Origin of the sequence: Streptomyces sp. CB02056 (assembly GCF_001905545.1) — a bacterium.
Taxonomy (GTDB): domain Bacteria; phylum Actinomycetota; class Actinomycetes; order Streptomycetales; family Streptomycetaceae; genus Kitasatospora.
The window spans coordinates 44070-60373 of sequence record NZ_LIPD01000004.1; the positions used below are offsets into that span (position 1 = coordinate 44070).

The following is a 16304-nucleotide window of genomic DNA, read 5'->3' on the forward strand; positions in this document are numbered from 1 at the left end:
TCGAAGGAGTGCCCTCCCGTGTCCGAGCTGCGCGAACGGCCGACCGTCCTGCGGATCACCGAGGTGGGGGAGGAGATCCTGAGCCGCACCTGCCGGACCGCCACCGAGGAGGATTTCGGCAGCGAGCGCCTGGCCCGGCTCATCGACGACATGTTCGCCACCATGCACGTCGCCGACGGCTGCGGCCTCGCCGCCAACCAGGTGGACGTCGACCTGCGCCTGTTCGTCTACGACTGCCCCGACGACGACGGCGTCCGGCACACCGGCCACGTGCTCAACCCGGTGGTCGACGAGCAGGAGCCCGGCCGCGCACTGATCGAGGAGACCGAGGGCTGCCTCTCCGTCCCCGGCGCGAACACCAAACTCGCCCGCCCCGCCCGCACCGTGGTGCGCGGCGTCGACCAGCACGGCGACCCCGTCGTGATCGAGGGCACCGGCTACTTCGCCCGCTGCCTCCAGCACGAGACCGACCACCTGAACGGCGGCCTCTACATCGACCGCCTCTCCGCCCGCGACCGCAAGCGCATGCTGAAGCAGACCGCCGACCGTCGGGAGAAGGTCTTCGCCGAACGCGCCGCCAGGGCTGCCAAGATGGCGCGGTGACCGAACCCGCGCACCTCGCCGCCGTCCGCGCCTCGTACGACGCCGTCGCCGCCGACTACCTCCGCCTCGTCGTCCCGCCGGAGGGCATGGACCCGGTGTCCCGCGCCGTGCTCGCCGCCTTCGCGGAGCTGGTACGGGAGTCGGGCGGCGGCGAGGTCGCGGACCTCGGCTGCGGCCCCGGGCGGGTGACGGCGTACCTGTCCGGCCTGGGGCTGCGGGCCTTCGGGGTGGACGTGTCGGGCGAGATGGTCGCGCTCGCCCGCCGGGCCTACCCCCGACTGCGCTTCCTGCACGGCTCGATGGACGCCCTCGACCTCCCCGACGGTGCCCTCGGCGGCATCCTCGCCTGGTACTCCGTCCACCACACCCCGGCCTCGCAACTGCCCGGCCTCTTCACCGAGTTCGCCCGCGTCCTCGCACCCGGCGGCCACCTCCTCCTCGGCGGCCACGTCGGCGAGGCCCAACTGCTGCGCCCGACCCAGGCGTACGGCCACCCGGTGTCGTACGCCTCGCACCTCGTCCCGGCCGGGCACCTCGCCGAACTCCTCGAACGGGCCGGCTTCACCGTCACGGCGCGGACGGAACAGCCGAACCCGCAGCGGGAGAACCGGTCCCACGCCTGCCTGCTGGCCCAGGCGCCCGGCCGCCGCTGAGCCCGGACATCGGCGCGACCCGCCGGACCAGGGAGAGCGTCGGAGGCTGACACACGCCGGATTGGACCCGTACAGAGTGGATCTGTCGGGTGGGGGCAGGAGGCCGCAGATGCGCCAACGGCCCGCCGCCGGGAAGGCGGTGGGCCGTTTGGGGGAGCTCTGGTCGGTCAGACCTCGGTGGTGGCGGCGAACTTCACGAACATCTCCCAGGCGGCGGGGGAGAAGGCCAGCTGGGGGCCGCTCTTGTCCTTGGAGTCACGCACGTGGACGGCGGTGGTCGTCCCGGCGACCTCGACGCATGCGGCACCTTCGTTGCTGCTGTAACTGCTCTTGAACCATGCCAGCTCGGACATGCTCATCGCTCTCCAAGGATCATTTCGATCAAGGCCAAGGACTCCCTCATGGTGAGCGCCTGCCCCCTGAGGGTGCCGTACCGTGCAGCCATCCTACGGACTTCTTCAGGGGCTGTGATCAGCCTGTTGACGTGCTGGACCTCGACGTACGCGATCTGCGGTCGTCCGCTCGGAGTGAGGAGGACGAACGAACCCCCCATGCCGGCGTTCTCGGTCCTGTCGAGCGGCATGACCTGCAACTCCAGACCCCGGATCTCGGCGACTTTGAGCAGGTGGCGCAACTGCTCCCGGTGAACGTCCCAGCCGCCCAGCGGACGACGCAGGGCGCTTTCGTCGATCACCCAACTCATGACCGGCAAGGGCCAGCGAGTGAGGATCTGCTGCCGCTCCAACCTCGCGGCAACCCACTGGTCGACCTGCTCCACGGAGAGCCACGGCCTGCGCATGTCGAACAGTGCTCGTGCATGGGCCTCCGTTTGGAGAAGTCCAGGAATGTGGAGGCTGCTGTACTCGTGGATCTCGATCGCCTTCCACTCTTCCTGGGTGAAGGCCTTGTTGTAGGCGGGGTGCCTCTCGGACACGCGCACCTTCGCCTTCATCACGTCGTCCGCGACGACCTTGAGCAGCCCGCCCGCGTCAAGGGCGTCGTCCACCACCGTCAGGTACTCGATCCTCGGGGTCCGCACGCCCCGCTCCACGGCCCCGACGTGGTCTTCGCTGTAGCCGGTGGTCTTGGCCAGCTGCTTCTGCGTGATTCCCGCCCGCTCGCGGAGGAGTTTGATCATCTTCCCGACCGCGCTGTAGAACTCCGCGACGCCGTCGAAGCCCTCCGCCGTCTCGCCGTCCTCGAAGACGGTTCCCTCAAGGCTCATCGCAGTCCATCTCTTTCGATCTTGGGTCGACCGGCAGGCCAACTATGTGCACCCGTACAGATACTCTCTGTGTCCGCCGGGCTGCTGGCCAGCGTACGTCCGCCCGACCACGCTTGACTCCCATGACGACCGAAACCCCCCTCGAAAACCCCCGGTCCCGTACCGCCCTCTTCGCCGCCACCCCCAAGGGCGCCGCCGTCTGCCGGCGCCTGGCGAGGCGTCAACTCACCCACTGGGGGCTGGACTCCACGCACACCGAGCCGTTCCACTGCGCGCTGCTGATCGTCACGGAGCTGGCCGCCAACGCGATCACGCACGGACGCGTTCCGGGGCGCGGGTTCGAGCTTCACCTCTCCCTCACCACCTCCGTGCGCCGGGGCACCACCCTTCGCATCGAGATCAGCGACCCCCGGGGTGACAGACTCCCCGTCCTCCCCACCGTCCACACCCCCAGTGCCCAGACCGGACGCGGCCTCACCCTCATCGACGCCCTCAGCCACCGCTGGGGCACCATCCCCCGCCACCCCAACTCCAAGACCGTCTGGGCCGAACTCGACCTCGTCGCGCCCGCCGCGCCCGATGTCCCCGATGCCCCCTGAATCCCGCGATAGCCCAACACCCCACTGAACCAACAGGAGTGGGAAGTCGACCCCTCCGACTTCCCACTCCTGTCGCTTCCTCGCCGACGCCCACCGCCGGTCCGGGGACATCCCAGGTTTGTGGGATACCCCCAGGTCGAGGGGCATTGCCAGGATGTGGCGCACGGAGCCGACCACTCCGGCCGGGCTCCGTCGGAGCGTCCGGCCGTCTCGAAAGAGGGATCCACACCCATGAAGATCCGCCGACTTGTCGCCGCCTCGGCCGTTGCCGCCGTGCTGGCCCCGGTGCTCGTCCTGGCCACCGGGACCCAGGCGAACGCCTACCCGCGGCAGCTGTCGAAGAGGGAGCAGTGCACCGCGGCGTGGAACGTCAACTACTGGTCCGGCGGCGCGTCCTTCGCTCGCGGCCAGTGGGCCGCCTGTATGGCGGGCTGACCGCCTCCCGCGGCCCCCGGCCTCGGCCGGGGGCCGCGACCCGCAGACCACTGTCGCCCGGCGTGTCGGTGACGTCGGCGCCCCCGTGCTCCGGTCCACCGCGGGGACCATGCCGACAAATTCGCTGTCCGGTGGCCGGAGTGCCGTGATACACAATCCGGCGTGCAGAACATAGTGGAGTTTCCCGAGGTCCTGAGGCTGATCGAGGACCGGTCGGCCGCTTTCCGCGCCGCGATTGCGGCCGCCCCCGACCTCGACGTCCAGGTCCCGACCTGCCCGGACTGGACGCTGCGTGAACTGGCGCAGCACCTCGGCGACGGCCGCCGCCGCCAGGCCGCCATCGTCGCGGCGGGCCCGGGCGCCGAGCCCCCGGCGAAGACGTCCCCGAAGGGCGCCCCGACCGCGCCCCGTGACCGCGAAGCCCTGGACGCCTGGCTCGCCGAGTCGACCGGGCTCATGCTCGACGCTCTGCGCGAGGCCGGCCCGGACCGCGGCTGCTGGACCTGGTGGGGCCGCTCGCAGGCCCCGGAGACCAGCGGAGCCCTGGCCCGGCACCAGATCCAGGAGATCGCCGTCCACACCTACGACGTCCAGCTCATCCTGGGCGCCGCACAGCCGCTGCCGGCGGACGTCGCGGTCGAGGGCGTCGACGAGTTCCTGACGACCGTCTCGGCGACGACCGTCCCCTGGCCGTTCAAGCCGGCGACCATCGACCTGCACGCGGCCGAGGGCCGCTCCTGGCGCCTGACCCTCGACGCCTCCGGCGTCCGCTGCGACGGCCTCGCCGCCGACGCGGAGCCGGGCGACATGGTGATGCGCGGGGCGGCGAGCGACCTGGTCCTCTACTTCTACGACCGCATCCCGCTCGACAGCCTGGACAACTCCGGCACCACCGAGCCGATGGAGCAGCTCGCGGAGTGGGACCCGACCGCGTAGAGGCGGCATCCGGTGGGCCGGCAATCGGCGAGAGGGCGGGCGATGGCCGAGGCGTGGGACCGACTGCGGGCGATCATGGGGGAACCGGTGTACGCCCCGGCGCGGGTTCCGTGGGAGTCGGCGCCTGCCGAGCTGGGGGTCCAACTGCCCTTGGACTACCGGGCGTTCATCGACCTGTACGGCGGGGTGAACCTGAACGGCGAGTGGGGTGTGTACACGCCGACGGAGACGCCGGTCTACGCCGGCGAGCCGACCGGTCTGGCGGGATGGCGCTTCAGGACCGACACCGATCTCCGCGATCAGCTCGAAGGCGAAGAGGTGTGGTGGGAGCTGCCGGGCCCCACCCCGGTGTTCCCGGACCCGGGCGGCCTGCTGCCCTGGGGCTGGAACAGCAACCACAACCAGTGCTGCTGGCTGACCACCGGTCCGGACCCCGAGCAGTGGCCGGTGGCGGTGTTCTACGAGGACCGGCTCGACCACTTCGACGGTGGTTTCGCGGAGTTCCTGGTCACCGTGCTGACCGGCGGCTACGCGGCGGAGGACGAGTTGCTGGTGCGCGCGGACCCTGCCGTGTGGGGGCCGCAGCCGGCCCGGCCCCTCTGGTCGCCGAAGGGGGACTGGGCGGGCAGGAACTGGGGCGCCGAGTGGGGGATCGACGGATTCCTCACGGCGCCCGGGTCGACGGAGATGCCCTGGGTCAGGACGTGAGGGCGCCGCACGCACGCGCACCGCGGACGGGAGGCGGTTCCCGGTGAAGCGCCCTTACTGGCAGCCGTACTGGTGGCGGCTGCGGTTCCGTGCGGACGGCGAGCCGGAGTTCGCGGTGCTGGGGCCCGGGCCGGTCAACCGGGTTCCGAACGACGCGCTGAGGAACGTGCCCCTGGAGGTATGGGCGGACGCCCTGCTGGAGGAGGCGCCCGACGAGCTCGACGACCTGCGCGGCGAGCTGCTCCTGGAGTGCTTCACGGAGCCCGCTCCCACGGAGGGCACCCCGCCGGTGTACTCGCGTCAGGTCCGGCTGCCGGGCCCCGCCCTGCCTCCGTACCCCGGGAGACGGCTCTCCTGAGCCACCGCCCCGGCGCCACTCCCCGGCCGCGGAGCGCTGCGTCGCTCGTGCTGAGGACGATCGTGGACCGGGGAGGTCTCAGGCCGGCGGGTGTCGGTCCCCGGTCGCACCGCTGGGGCCGGGTCCGTTTCCGGGTGGCGCGGTCGGTGCCACGCGCTCCCGTAGCTCTCGCAGGTCCGCCGGGGTGTTGACCGCGCACCAGTAGCCCTCGGCGCGGTACCCCGCCAGCTGCCGCAGCCGCACCAGGTGCGGCAGGGTCGTGGTCGCGTGGTCCCCCCGGTCCGGCAGCAGGGGGACGACCCCGGGCGCGAAGGCGTACACGCCGCCGTTGACCGTGCAGGCGGGCGGCGGCGGCGCGGCGAGCTCGGCGACCCGGCCCAGGGCGTCGCAGCGGACCGTGCCCCGGGGCAGCCGGGGCGGGACGAGGGCGACCGTGGCCAGCGCCCCGCACCGCAGGTGGTGGGCGCCCAGCGGGGTGAGCGGGAAGTCGGCCCAGATGTCGCCGTAGACGGCGAACCACGGGTCCCGCGGCGCCGGTAGCGCGCGGGCGGCGAGCTTCAGCCCGCCGCCCCGGCCCAGCGGAGTGGACTCCACGACCACGGTGGTGCGGACGGGCAGGGGCGCCGTGCGGACGTAGTCGGTGATCACCTGCGAGCGGTAGCCCGCCGAGACGACCACCGTCTCCACGCCCGCGTCGGCGAACCGGTCGAGCTGGTGGCGCAGCAGCGGTGCGCCGTCGACCTCGACCATCGCCTTGGGGCGCAGGTCCGTGTGCGGGGCGAGCCGTCTGCCGCGTCCGCCCGCGAGGATCACAGCCTGGCGGATCGGGAAGCACGTGTCCGGCGATGGCATTCCCGACCTCCCGGGAGCGACGGCACGGCTTCGGAGCCCCGGCCGCGCGGTGCGGACGGAGCGTACGAATGCGACGAGGGTGGCCCCGACGCGCCGCTGGAGAGGCAACCGATCCGATCGCCGTGAAGTCACGCCGATGAGCGGGTGATCGGTGTGATCGGTGCTCCCGTCCTGCGGAGTGATCAGTCGGGTCCTCAGATGTTCGAGTCGGACTCCGCCCACAGCCTCCTGTGTCGCGCCTCCGGGTGAACCCTGACGGAAGATCAGGGGACGGCGGCTGCCCGCCCCTGATGCCCCGGGCGAGCGGGATCGGAAGACTCGTCGTCCGGGCCGGGAACCACCGGCCCGGACGACGACCAGTCTGGAGCCGGACCGCACGTGAACGCGCACACGAACCGCAACCGTTGGGCCGTCGTGGCCGCCTCCGCCGCCCTGGCGGCCGCGCTGACGGTCGGGGCGGGCACGCCCGCCCTCGCCACCACCTCCACCGTGTCGGCGACGACGGCGAGCCCGTCCGCACTGTCGCCGCTCGACCCGGCGGCGCTCCGGGCCGCCCTCGCCCAGCGGCCCGCCGCCGACGTCTCCGCCGGGTTCGTGCGGGTCACCGGCTCCGCCGGAAGGTTCGAGGGCAGCTCGGCGGAGGGCGGGGCGGCCGTGGACCCGCAGGGCCGGTTCCGGATCGGGTCGATCTCGAAGGTCTTCACCGCCACCGTCGTCCTCCAACTCGCCGCCGAGGGCCGGATCGACCTCGACGGCAGCGTCCGACGGTACCTCCCGGACCTCCCCGCCCAGTTCGGGGCGGTCACGGTCGGACAGCTGCTCAACCACACCAGCGGACTGCCCACCGGCGACAACACGTACTGGGGCGACGGCACCACCGGCTGGTTCGCCGAGCACCGGCTCGACGCGCCCACCCCCGAGGAGATCGTCGCCTCGATGGCCGGGCAGTCGCCGGCCTTCGACGCCGGGACCGCCCAGCAGTACAACGGCATGAACACCTTCGTCGCCGGGCTGGTCGTCGAGAAGGTCACCGGCCACCGCTACGCCGACGAGCTGCGCCGTCGGATCATCGGCCCGCTCGGCCTGCGCGACACCTCCCTCCCGGACGCCGACGACCCGGCGCTGCGGCGCCCCGCGACCCGCCCGTACCTGACCGTCCCCGACGCCGACGGCGGCTCGCACCGCGTGGACGTCACCGAGCAGAGCCCGTGGCCCTGGGCCGAGGGCGGCATGATCTCCAGCGCCCCCGACCTGGACCGCTTCATGACCGCCCTGTTCCGGGGCCGCCTCCTCCCGCCGGCCCAGCAGGAGGAGCTGTTCACCGTCCCGGAGGTGCCCGTCGCCCCGGGCAACCGCTACTGCCCGGACGACACGGCGTGCCTGAGCATGGGCCTCGTGCGCCTCGCCTCCGGCGGCGTCGTGGCCTGGGGCAAGACCGGCTCCCGGCCCGGTTCCACCAGCGGCGTCTTCGCCACCCGCGACCTCTCCCGGACGGTCGTGTACTCGGTCGACCCGACCACGCTGAAGGGCACCGAGACCCCGTACGCCCTCGGGCTGCTGAAGTCCGCCTTCGGGTTGGGGTCCATCAGCTGACGGCCCGTCTCCGCCGCTGGTCGGACGGGCGGCTGGCTCGCGCGGGGGAGGGGGACGGGCCGAGCGGTGGACGTGCGGCGGGGGCGGTGTCCGGGAGCGTGGACGCATGCTGAAGACCATCCCGGTGGGCGACACCGAGCGCCCCGTTCCCCGGTGGGCCCTGCGGCTCGCCAAGGCCCTCCCGTTCATCGTGCTGCCGCACTGCCTGTGGCGGCTGCCGTTCGCGTTCGACTTCCGGATGGGCACCGTCGACCCGCAGGCCCCGGCCTACGTCTGGTGGGCCGCCCCGTACGTGATCGGTCTGAGCGTGCTCACCGAGGCGCTGACGCTCCTGACCCTGGGGCTGGTCAGCGGTTGGGGCGAGGTGTTCCCGCGCTGGGTGCCCGTGCTGCGGGGCCGCCGGGTGCCGCCGCTCGCGGCGGTCGTCCCGGCCGTGCTCGGCGGGCTGGTCCTGGCGGCCCTGTTCGACGGGATGCCGCTCGGCTGGCTGGGGGTGTTCGAGGAGGTCGGCTACAGCAACGGCTGGTGGCTGCTCCTGGGGCGGGTCTGCACCTCGACGGCGATGTTCTGGGGCCCGATCACCCTCGCCCTGGCCTGGGCCTACCACCGCCGCCGTCGCCCCGCCGCCGCTCCGGCCCGTTGACGCCCGGCCGCGGGCGGGCCCGTGCGCGGGAAGTCGGCCCGGCCGACTTCCCGCGCTTCCGCGGCGGGCGGCTCAGTGGGTGCGGTAGTACTCGGCGACGGCGGAGAACGCCTCCTTCGGGTCCCAGGGCAGGCCGGGGTAGGTGATGCCCGTGCGGTCCTCGTAGGTCCTGACGACGCCGTAGCTGGCGAGGTCGAGGTCGTCGCGGGGGTCCCCGTCCGGGCGGTGGACGTGGTCGTAGAGGGCGAAGGTGAAGACGAAGGCGGCGTCGATGCCGCCGGCGTCGAAGGCCTCCAGCAGTTCCCGGACGTACGCGGCCTGCCCGGCCTCGTCCCGCTCGTAGACGCCGTCCAGGCGGACCGGGCCCCCGTCGGCGTACTCGACGATGTCCAGGCCGTTCGCGCCCCGGTCGCCGGCGCCGCGGAAGGTGGCGGAGCCGAACTCGGTGACGGCGACCGGCTTGCCCTGGGCGGTCAGGTCGCGGACGCCGCCGGCGAAGCGGTCGGCGGTCTCGGCGGAGCGGTACAGGTCCAGGGAGACCAGGTCGAAGGGCTCCCAGTCGACGCGCTCCAGCGGTACGGCGGCGTACGTGACGCGCCCGCCGAACCGGGCCCGGACGGCGGCCACCGCCTCGGCGAGGAACGCGTTGACCCGGCCGCTCACCGCACCGAGGTGTTCGCGCACCTGCTCGGGCCGGGCGAGCAGGGCGAGGCGCTCACCGATGTCGGAGCCGGGCAGGAACCCCGGGTTCATCAGGCTGAGTTCGGCGCCGGCGACGAACACCACCTCGGCGCCGCGCCGCCGCAGCCGCTCGGCGCGCTCGGCGCAGTCGGTGAGGAGCGCGAGCATCGCGTCGGTGCTCAGTTCCAGCGGGTAGGGCGAGAACCAGACCTCCAGGCCCAGGTCGGCGGCGTGGCCGGCGGCGAGCTCGATCCGCTCCGGGTCGCCGCCCATGATGCGGACCGCGGTGCAGTGCAGGTCGTCCCGGATGATCCGCAGCTCACGCTCGACCGCCTCGGAGTCGAACCAGGCGCGGGAGTACGCCCCGTCCCTGATGAAGCCGGTGTCGTAGCTGATTCCCTTGGTGCGCACGTTCTTCCGCCTTTCCGGCGAGAGAGAATTTACGGTACGGCCAGTACCGTAGTTGCCGACGGCCCGGCACGGCAAGAAGGATGGGGAGGGTACGGGCGGTATCGGCGGGCGGACTGGGCGGAGCGAGGGCATGGCCGGGCAGACGCGGCGGCGCGGGGCGGCGCTGGAGGAGGCGATCCTGAGCGCCGCGGTCGAGGAGCTCACCGGGGCCGGGTACGCCGGGCTGACCATGGACAAGGTCGCCGCCCGCGCGGGCACCAACAAGAACGCCATCTACCGCCGCTGGCCCAACCGGCTGGCGCTCGGCATCGCCGCGTACAAGCAGCTCGCGAAGACCGCCCCGCTCCCCGACACCGGTGAACTGCGCGGCGACGCCCTGGAGTTGCTCCGCCAGGCGAACCGCCACTGGAGCTCCCCGCTGGGCGCCGTACTGCGCGAGCTGCTGGCCGCGGCCGGCGGCGCCACGGAGTTCCTGGCCCAGTTGCAGGACCAGTCCGGCGACGCCGTGGCCGCGCCCTGGCTCACCGTCCTGGGCCGCGCCGTCGCCCGCGGCGAGGCCGCCCCCGAGGCGCTGCACCCCCGGGTGGCGACGGTGGCGATGGTGCTGCTGCGCAACGAGTTCATGGCGCGCGGGGTGCCGACGGCGCCGGACGACGTGCTGGTGGAGATCGTCGACGAGGTGTACCTGCCCCTGGTGCGCGGGCGCGGTCAGGGGCGGTAGCGGAGCTAACGGCCGCGGTTCCCCTCGGTGTTCGCCGCGGTGTTCGCCTCGGCGTTCCCGCGGGCGTTCCCCGTGAGCAGTGAGTCGGCGAGCCGCTCAGCGGTGCCCGCGTCCAGTGGCCCGTGCCCGAGCAGGAAGCGGTACCAGAACACCCCGTAGACCTGGTCGGCGATGAGGTCCGGATCGGCGTCCGCGGACAGTTCGCCGCGCTCGCGTCCCCGGGTGAGGAGTTCGCGCAGCGCGGTGCGGCGGGTGGCGGTGAAGCTCCGCATCAGGTCGGCGAGGTGCGGGTCGCGCGCGGCCTCGCGGGCGACGGTGCGCAGTGCGGGGGCGGTGGTGTCGCGCTGGGCCGCCTCGAAGGTGGTGCTGACGAAGGCGCGCAGGTCGGCGCGCAGGTCGCCGGTGTCGGGGCCGGACACGTCCTGGTCGGCGCGGTCGGTGAGGGCGTCGAGCAGGACGGCGCCCTTGGAGGGCCACCAGCGGTAGACGGTCTGCTTGCCGACGCCGGCCGCGCGGGCGATGGCGTCGATGGTGACGGGGGTGCCGTCGGACTCGGCGAGCAGGCGCAGCGCGGCGTCGAGGATCGCGCGGTGGGCGGCCTCGTTGCGGCGGCGTCCGGTGTGCGGGCGTGCCGCCGGGGCGGCCTCGGTGCCCTCGGTGCCCTCGGTGCCCTCGGTCTCGCTCATCGTGCTCCCTCTCCTCCGGCGTGCCTCTCCCCGATCCCCCTTGACAAGACTATCAGTCTCGACAACCATCATTTCCGGAACCGACAGTCTCGACAAGTCGAAAGGCCCCACCACCATGAGCACTGCGTCAACCCCCTTCGCCGGACAGCGCGTCGTCGTGATGGGCGGCAGCTCGGGCATCGGCGAGGCCACGGCCACCGCCTTCGCCGCCGACGGCGCCGAGGTCGTGGTGACCGGCCGCGACCGCGACCGGCTGGACGCCGCCGTCGCCCGGATCGGCGGCAAGACCACCGGGCACCCGCTGGACGCGACCGACCCGGCCGCCCTCGCCGCCTTCTTCGCCACGACCGGCGCGGTCGACCACCTGGTCGTCGCGGTCAGCGGCGCGGCCGGCGCCGGCCCGTTCGCCCAGCTCGACCTGGCCGAACTCGCGGCCGGCTTCGACGCCAAGTTCTGGCCGCAGGTGCGCGTGCTCCAGGCGGCGCTGCCGCACCTGCGCGAGGACGGCTCGGTCACCCTGATCACCGCCGCCTCGGCCCGCGCCGCCTTCCCCGGCACCGCCGGACTGGCCGCCATCAACGGCGCGCTGGAGGCGATGGTGCCGCCGCTGGCCGTCGAGCTGGCGCCGCTGCGGGTCAACGCCGTCTCGCCCGGCGTGATCGACACCCCGTGGTGGGACCGCGTACCGGCCGAGCAGCGGGCCGCGCTGTTCGAGGGCCTCGCCGCCACCACCCCGGTCGGCCGGGTCGGCCGGGCGGAGGACGTCGCCCGGGCGATCCACCTGCTGGCCGCCAACGGCTTCGTCACGGGTGTGGTGCTCGACTGCACCGGCGGGGCGAACCTCCCGACCGGCCGCTGAGCCGACCGCTGGGCCGGCCACCGGGCGTGTGGTCGACTGCCCGGCGGCTGGCGGCCGGTGGGCTCAGCCCGCGTACTGGCCGAGGATCTTCGCGAACTCGTACGGCTGCTGCGGGATGTTGGTGCACTTGGACAGCGAGCCGCCGGTGCAGGCGTTGGCGTCCCGGGTGGCGTCCCAGAAGGAGAGCATCCCGAGGTGGTTCTGCCGGGCGAAGGCCACCAACTGCTGGGCGTCGGCCTGGTTGTAGACCTGGTGGTCGTCGTTCTCGCCGATCATCGGGGTGACGCCGACCATGGCCCACAGCTGGGCGTCGGTCTTCGCCGGGTAGAGCGCCTTGAGCTGGCCGAACAGCGACTGGGCGGCCTGGACGGCGGCGTTGCCGTAGTCCAGGCCGCTCCGGTAGTAGTCCATCGCCATGATGTTGACCAGGTCGACGGCCACCCCGGCGTCCCGGGCGGACTTGACGATGGCGACGCCCTCGGAGGTCAGGCCCTCGGGCAGGACGGGCAGGGTGAAGGAGACCCTGAGGCCCGGGTGGGCCTGCTGGAGCCTGGCGAGCGCGGCCGAGCGGCGGTCGTTGGCGGCGGTGTCGGCGATGGCCGCGCCCTCGATGTCGAAGTCGACGTAGCGCAGGTTGTAGGCGCTCACCACCGCGTCGTACTCGGCGAACAGCGAGTCCACCGTGGTGCAGGCGGCGGCGAGTTCGGTGCCGGCGGCGCCGCCGAAGGAGACCTTGACGTCGCCGCCGGCCGCGCGCAGCGCGTCCACCTGGTCCTTGGCCCAGGCGGTGCGCGGGTCGTAGGCGTTGAACCAGCTGGCCTTGCAGCCGACGCCGGTGACGAAGCCCATCGTGTAGCCCTTGAGGCCGGCGGCCTTGGCCAGGTCGGGCATCGAGGGGGTCGGCCAGGCGCCCATGTCGATGAACGGGGCGACCGGGAGCGCGACGTTCGGCGCCGGGGTGCCCGGGCCGCCGGTGGGCGTGCCGGTCGGGGTGCCGGTCGGGCTCGGCGGGGTCGAACTCGGCGGCGGGGTGGTCGGGTTGCCGCCGCCCGGGCCGGTCAGGGCGATGTCGTCGGCGAGGTAGCCGCCCTGCCCGTACCAGCCGTGCAGGTACACGGTGACGCTGGTGGTGGCCGCCCCGGTGGTGAAACTGGTGGACAGCTGCTGCCAGTCGGCGCCGCCGGCGGTCCAGGTGGCCGGGTCGGTGACGCCGCTGCCGGTGGCGCCGAGGTAGACGTACCGGCCCTGCACCCAGGCGCTGAGCGTGTACGTGGTGTTGGGCCGGACGCTGACGGTCTGGCCGCACTGCGCGGTGTCGCTCGCGCCCACCGCCCCCTTGAGCGCGTACGTCCCGCTGTGCGCGCCGGAGTCGACCACGCTCCCGGTGCCGGCCGAACAGCTCCACGGGCCGAGCGCGCCGCTCTCCAGCCCGCCGTTGGCGAGCAGGTTGCCGTCGGCGGCCCCGGCGTTCCCGGCGAGGACGGCCAGGCCGCCGGCGGCGAGCGCGGTGGCGGCGGCGAGGCTCAGCAGAGTGGTCCGGCGGGCGGGGCGGCGGTGCGTGGGGGCGTGCTGGGGCGCGCTGGGCATGGGGGTGCCTCTCGGGACGTGGGGGCCGCCCGCGCCGCGAGGGGGAGGCGCGGGGCGGGCGGCGGCCTGGGGTGGTCCGGGGTGGGGGAGCGCGGTGCTGAGCATCAAACTGGACTAGACCAGCTGTGCACGTCAAGCATTTCCCGGCCTCGGACGCCCCGTCAGGGACAGGTTTTAGGAACGGTTAAGACGATGCCGGGCGGCGGTCGCGGCGGGCCCGGGGATGAGGGGGCTTGACCTTGAGTGCACTCCAAGGTGAAAGCTGAGGGCGTTGATCACGCACCACCACGCGAACACCGCGGCCACCCCCACGGGAGCCGCGGAGACCACGACGGGAGCACCACCATGCGCAACGCCTCGTTCGGCACGAGCGGCCCGGAGATCGGCGTCATCGGTCTCGGCTGCATGGGCATGACCTGGGCCTACACCGAGCGGGACCGGGACGACGAGAAGTCGGTCCGGGTGATCCGGCAGGCGCTGGACCTCGGCGTCGGCCTGATCGACACCGCCGACATGTACGGCCCGTACACCAACGAGGAGGTGGTCGGCGCCGCGCTGGCCGGCCCGTACCGGGAGCGCGCCTTCCTGGCCACCAAGGTCGGCATCGTGCCGGGCGGCGCGGGCCAGCAGGAGCGCAACGGCCGGCCCGAGCACGTGCGCCGCTCGATCGACGAGAGCCTGCGCCGGCTGGGCACCGACCACGTCGACCTCTACCAGCTGCACCGGGTCGACCCCCAGGTCCCGATCGAGGAGACCTGGGGCGCGTTCGCCGAGGTCGTCGCGGCGGGCAAGGCCCGGAGCATCGGCCTCTCCGAGGCGGGCGTCGAGGAGATCAAGCGGGCGCAGAGCGTGCACCCGGTGGCCTCGGTGCAGTCCGAGCTGTCGCTGTGGACCCGGGACGCGCTGGCCGAGGTGCTGCCGTACACCGAGGAGCAGGGCATCGCCTTCCTGCCGTTCTCGCCGCTCGGCCGGGGCTTCCTGACCGGCGGCATCACCTCCATCGAGGAGCTGCCCGCCGACGACTTCCGCCGCCGGCTGCCGCGCTTCCAGCACGACGCGCTGCGGGCCAACCTGGCGCTGGTCGGGAAGGTCCGGGCGGTCGCCGAGCGGATCGGCGCCACCCCGGCGCAGGTCGCGCTGGCCTGGGTGCTGGCGCAGGGCCGGTACGTCTTCCCGATCCCGGGCACCAGGACGCCGCGCTACCTGGTGGACAACGTGGGGGCGGCCGGGATCGAGCTCTCGGCGGCGGACCTGGCCGAGCTGGACGCGCTGCCGGCCGCGACCGGCGAGCGCTACTGACGGCGGCGCTGCCCCCGTACCCGCGCCGTCAGCGCTCCCGCACCCACACCAGCTGCCGTCCGGTCTCGCCCGGAGCCCGGACGGCGGCCTCCGCGACCCGGTCCAGCCGGTAGCCGAGCTTGCGCGGGACGGCCGCGCTGGCGCCGTTCGCCCGGTCGCAGCGGATCTCCACCCGGGTGATCCCGGGCAGGGCCAGCGCGGCCTCGGTCAGCGCCCCGGCCGCGGTGGTGGCGATGCCCCGGCCGACGTGCCCGGCGGCGACCCAGTAGCCGATCTCCAGCGCGCCCGGGCCGATCCGCCCGTGCAGGCCGAAGGCGCCGATCACGCCGCCGGGCTCGGCGTCCAGGCCGGCCAGGTACATGAAGTCGGTGCCGGCCTCCCAGGCGGCCGCGCCGGCCCGGGTCAGCTCGGCGGTCCGGGCCCGGGAGGGGGCCTCGGCCGCCCACTCCATCCAGGGCCGCAGGTGGTCCAGGTTGGCGCGGACGGCCTGGTTCAGCGCCGCCGTGTGGCTGCTGCGGCGGCGCCGCAGCCAGAGGCCGCCGGGCAGCCGCAGCCGTTCCGGCGGCCGCCCGACGGTCGCCTCCACCAGCGGCGGGGCGAGGCCGCAGGGCCGTGGCTGTGCTTGGCTCATGGCGGCGATTATGTCCTTGGCCGGGACCTGTCACCATCGGATATCCCTCTGGTGGCGGGCGCGCCCGGCCGCACCCCGGCGCGTCAGAGCCGGACCATCACCTCGTCGAGCTCCTTGCGCCGCAGGTCCGGCACGCGCGCCCCCTCGGCCGGGTAGCCGACCGGGATGACGTACGCGGCGCGCTCCTCCGCCGGGCGGTCGCACACCTCGTTGAGGAACTTCATCGGGCTCGGGGTGTGGGTCAGCATGGCCAGGCCGGCCTGGTGCAGCGTGGCCAGCAGCAGCCCGACCGCGATCCCCACCGACTCCTTGGTGTAGTACGGGCGCGGCGACTCGGGGCCCTTGTGCACCTCGAACACCACGATCACGGCCGGCGCGTCCTCCAGGAACGGCTTGCGCCAGTCGGTGCCGATCGGGGCGAGCGCGGCCAGCCACTCCTCGGACGCCCGGTGGCCGTAGAACTCGCGCTCCTCGGTCTCGGCCGCCTCGCGCAGCCGCCGCTTGCGCTCCGGGTCGGTGATCACCACGAACCGCCAGGGCTGGACGTGCGCGCCGCTGGGCGCGGTGGAGGCGGTCCGGACCGCCCATTCGACCACCCCGTCCGGGATCGGGCGGGTGGAGTAGTCGCGGACGGTCCGGCGCTGCGCCATCACGTCGTGGAAGGACCTGCTGCGGGCCTCGGCCTCGTGGGCGGGCACCGTCATGGGGGTGAGCGGGACGGTCGGGTGGGACGTCCCCGCCACGGCGCTGTCAGTGCTGTCAACCATGGCGCACAGCACAGCACATGACGGCCCCTCCGGGAGGGGGTTTCCGGGAAGAGGTAG

The 16304-nt window shown here is 73.6% G+C and carries 20 protein-coding genes; 12 read left to right on the forward strand and 8 right to left on the reverse strand.

From position 1 onward, the window contains the following. The first annotated feature begins 18 nt into the window (after positions 1-18). Entirely contained in the window at positions 19-603 is a 585-nt protein-coding gene (gene def, locus AMK13_RS12115; RefSeq protein WP_074002221.1) for a peptide deformylase, read from the forward strand. Then, on the forward strand, positions 600-1256 hold the full coding sequence (locus AMK13_RS12120; RefSeq protein ID WP_074002222.1) for a class I SAM-dependent methyltransferase: 657 nt from the start codon (positions 600-602) through the stop codon (positions 1254-1256). Before def ends, AMK13_RS12120 begins: the two co-directional genes overlap by 4 nt. Positions 1257-1423: 167 nt before the next feature. Here AMK13_RS12120 and AMK13_RS12125 read toward each other — a convergent pair whose 3' ends face one another. Both AMK13_RS12125 and AMK13_RS12130 read right to left on the reverse strand, forming a co-directional pair. Continuing rightward, on the reverse strand, positions 1424-1615 hold the full coding sequence (locus AMK13_RS12125; protein WP_074002223.1) for a DUF397 domain-containing protein: 192 nt from the start codon (positions 1613-1615) through the stop codon (positions 1424-1426). Beyond that, positions 1612-2481, reverse strand: coding sequence for a helix-turn-helix domain-containing protein (locus AMK13_RS12130; protein ID WP_074002224.1), 870 nt, complete (start codon positions 2479-2481; stop codon positions 1612-1614). The genes AMK13_RS12125 and AMK13_RS12130 overlap by 4 nt, the downstream gene beginning before the upstream one ends. A gap of 122 nt (positions 2482-2603) precedes the next feature. Between AMK13_RS12130 and AMK13_RS12135 the strand changes: the two genes are divergently transcribed. From AMK13_RS12135 to AMK13_RS12155, 5 genes are all read left to right on the forward strand, one after another. After that, the gene (locus AMK13_RS12135) at positions 2604-3080 is read left to right on the forward strand and encodes an ATP-binding protein (protein ID WP_107418725.1); all 477 of its coding nucleotides are present in this window, start codon (positions 2604-2606) and stop codon (positions 3078-3080) included. A 231-nt stretch (positions 3081-3311) separates the two neighbouring features. Then, on the forward strand, positions 3312-3515 hold the full coding sequence (locus tag AMK13_RS12140; protein WP_049651392.1) for a hypothetical protein: 204 nt from the start codon (positions 3312-3314) through the stop codon (positions 3513-3515). A gap of 162 nt (positions 3516-3677) precedes the next feature. Continuing rightward, positions 3678-4451 carry a maleylpyruvate isomerase family mycothiol-dependent enzyme gene (locus tag AMK13_RS12145; RefSeq protein ID WP_074002226.1) on the forward strand — a complete coding sequence of 258 codons (774 nt, stop codon included), beginning with the start codon at positions 3678-3680 and terminating at the stop codon, positions 4449-4451. A 42-nt stretch (positions 4452-4493) separates the two neighbouring features. After that, complete coding sequence (locus AMK13_RS12150) at positions 4494-5159, forward strand: SMI1/KNR4 family protein (RefSeq protein WP_074002227.1); 666 nt, start codon at positions 4494-4496, stop codon at positions 5157-5159. Between the two features lie 43 nt (positions 5160-5202). Continuing rightward, positions 5203-5517 carry a hypothetical protein gene (locus tag AMK13_RS12155; protein ID WP_074002228.1) on the forward strand — a complete coding sequence of 105 codons (315 nt, stop codon included), beginning with the start codon at positions 5203-5205 and terminating at the stop codon, positions 5515-5517. Between the two features lie 78 nt (positions 5518-5595). Here AMK13_RS12155 and AMK13_RS12160 read toward each other — a convergent pair whose 3' ends face one another. Then, positions 5596-6369 carry a nucleotidyltransferase family protein gene (locus AMK13_RS12160; protein ID WP_079272068.1) on the reverse strand — a complete coding sequence of 258 codons (774 nt, stop codon included), beginning with the start codon at positions 6367-6369 and terminating at the stop codon, positions 5596-5598. Between the two features lie 378 nt (positions 6370-6747). On the opposite strand from AMK13_RS12160, the gene AMK13_RS12165 reads away from it, so the two are divergent. Then, positions 6748-7962 (forward strand): serine hydrolase domain-containing protein, encoded by a 1215-nt coding sequence (locus AMK13_RS12165; RefSeq protein ID WP_241852849.1) that lies wholly within the window; start codon positions 6748-6750, stop codon positions 7960-7962. Positions 7963-8068: 106 nt separating this feature from the next. Beyond that, a complete protein-coding gene (locus AMK13_RS12170) occupies positions 8069-8605 on the forward strand; it encodes a hypothetical protein (protein ID WP_049651396.1) in 537 nt (178 codons plus the stop codon). 72 nt (positions 8606-8677) lie between these two features. Here the strand turns inward: AMK13_RS12170 and AMK13_RS12175 are convergent, their stop codons facing one another. Then, positions 8678-9697 (reverse strand): hypothetical protein, encoded by a 1020-nt coding sequence (locus AMK13_RS12175; protein ID WP_074002230.1) that lies wholly within the window; start codon positions 9695-9697, stop codon positions 8678-8680. A gap of 130 nt (positions 9698-9827) precedes the next feature. Here AMK13_RS12175 and AMK13_RS12180 point away from each other — a divergent pair, with 130 nt between their 5' ends. Then, the gene (locus tag AMK13_RS12180) at positions 9828-10418 is read left to right on the forward strand and encodes a TetR/AcrR family transcriptional regulator (protein ID WP_074002231.1); all 591 of its coding nucleotides are present in this window, start codon (positions 9828-9830) and stop codon (positions 10416-10418) included. A gap of 5 nt (positions 10419-10423) precedes the next feature. Here the strand turns inward: AMK13_RS12180 and AMK13_RS12185 are convergent, their stop codons facing one another. Next, entirely contained in the window at positions 10424-11104 is a 681-nt protein-coding gene (locus tag AMK13_RS12185; RefSeq protein WP_074002232.1) for a TetR/AcrR family transcriptional regulator, read from the reverse strand. A gap of 115 nt (positions 11105-11219) precedes the next feature. Here AMK13_RS12185 and AMK13_RS12190 point away from each other — a divergent pair, with 115 nt between their 5' ends. Next, complete coding sequence (locus tag AMK13_RS12190; RefSeq protein ID WP_074002233.1) at positions 11220-11963, forward strand: SDR family oxidoreductase; 744 nt, start codon at positions 11220-11222, stop codon at positions 11961-11963. A 63-nt stretch (positions 11964-12026) separates the two neighbouring features. Here the strand turns inward: AMK13_RS12190 and AMK13_RS12195 are convergent, their stop codons facing one another. Then, complete coding sequence (locus AMK13_RS12195) at positions 12027-13550, reverse strand: carbohydrate binding domain-containing protein (RefSeq protein ID WP_079272070.1); 1524 nt, start codon at positions 13548-13550, stop codon at positions 12027-12029. A 345-nt stretch (positions 13551-13895) separates the two neighbouring features. Between AMK13_RS12195 and AMK13_RS12200 the strand changes: the two genes are divergently transcribed. Next, positions 13896-14849: an aldo/keto reductase gene (locus tag AMK13_RS12200; protein ID WP_049658731.1), complete on the forward strand. Its 954-nt coding sequence runs from the start codon at positions 13896-13898 to the stop codon at positions 14847-14849. Between the two features lie 28 nt (positions 14850-14877). Here the strand turns inward: AMK13_RS12200 and AMK13_RS12205 are convergent, their stop codons facing one another. Together AMK13_RS12205 and AMK13_RS12210 are read right to left on the reverse strand one after the other, a co-directional pair. Next, positions 14878-15480: a GNAT family N-acetyltransferase gene (locus AMK13_RS12205; RefSeq protein ID WP_079272071.1), complete on the reverse strand. Its 603-nt coding sequence runs from the start codon at positions 15478-15480 to the stop codon at positions 14878-14880. An 83-nt stretch (positions 15481-15563) separates the two neighbouring features. Continuing rightward, positions 15564-16247, reverse strand: a complete 684-nt coding sequence (locus AMK13_RS12210; RefSeq protein WP_074002234.1) for a nitroreductase family protein — start codon at positions 16245-16247, stop codon at positions 15564-15566. Positions 16248-16304: the final 57 nt, after the last annotated feature.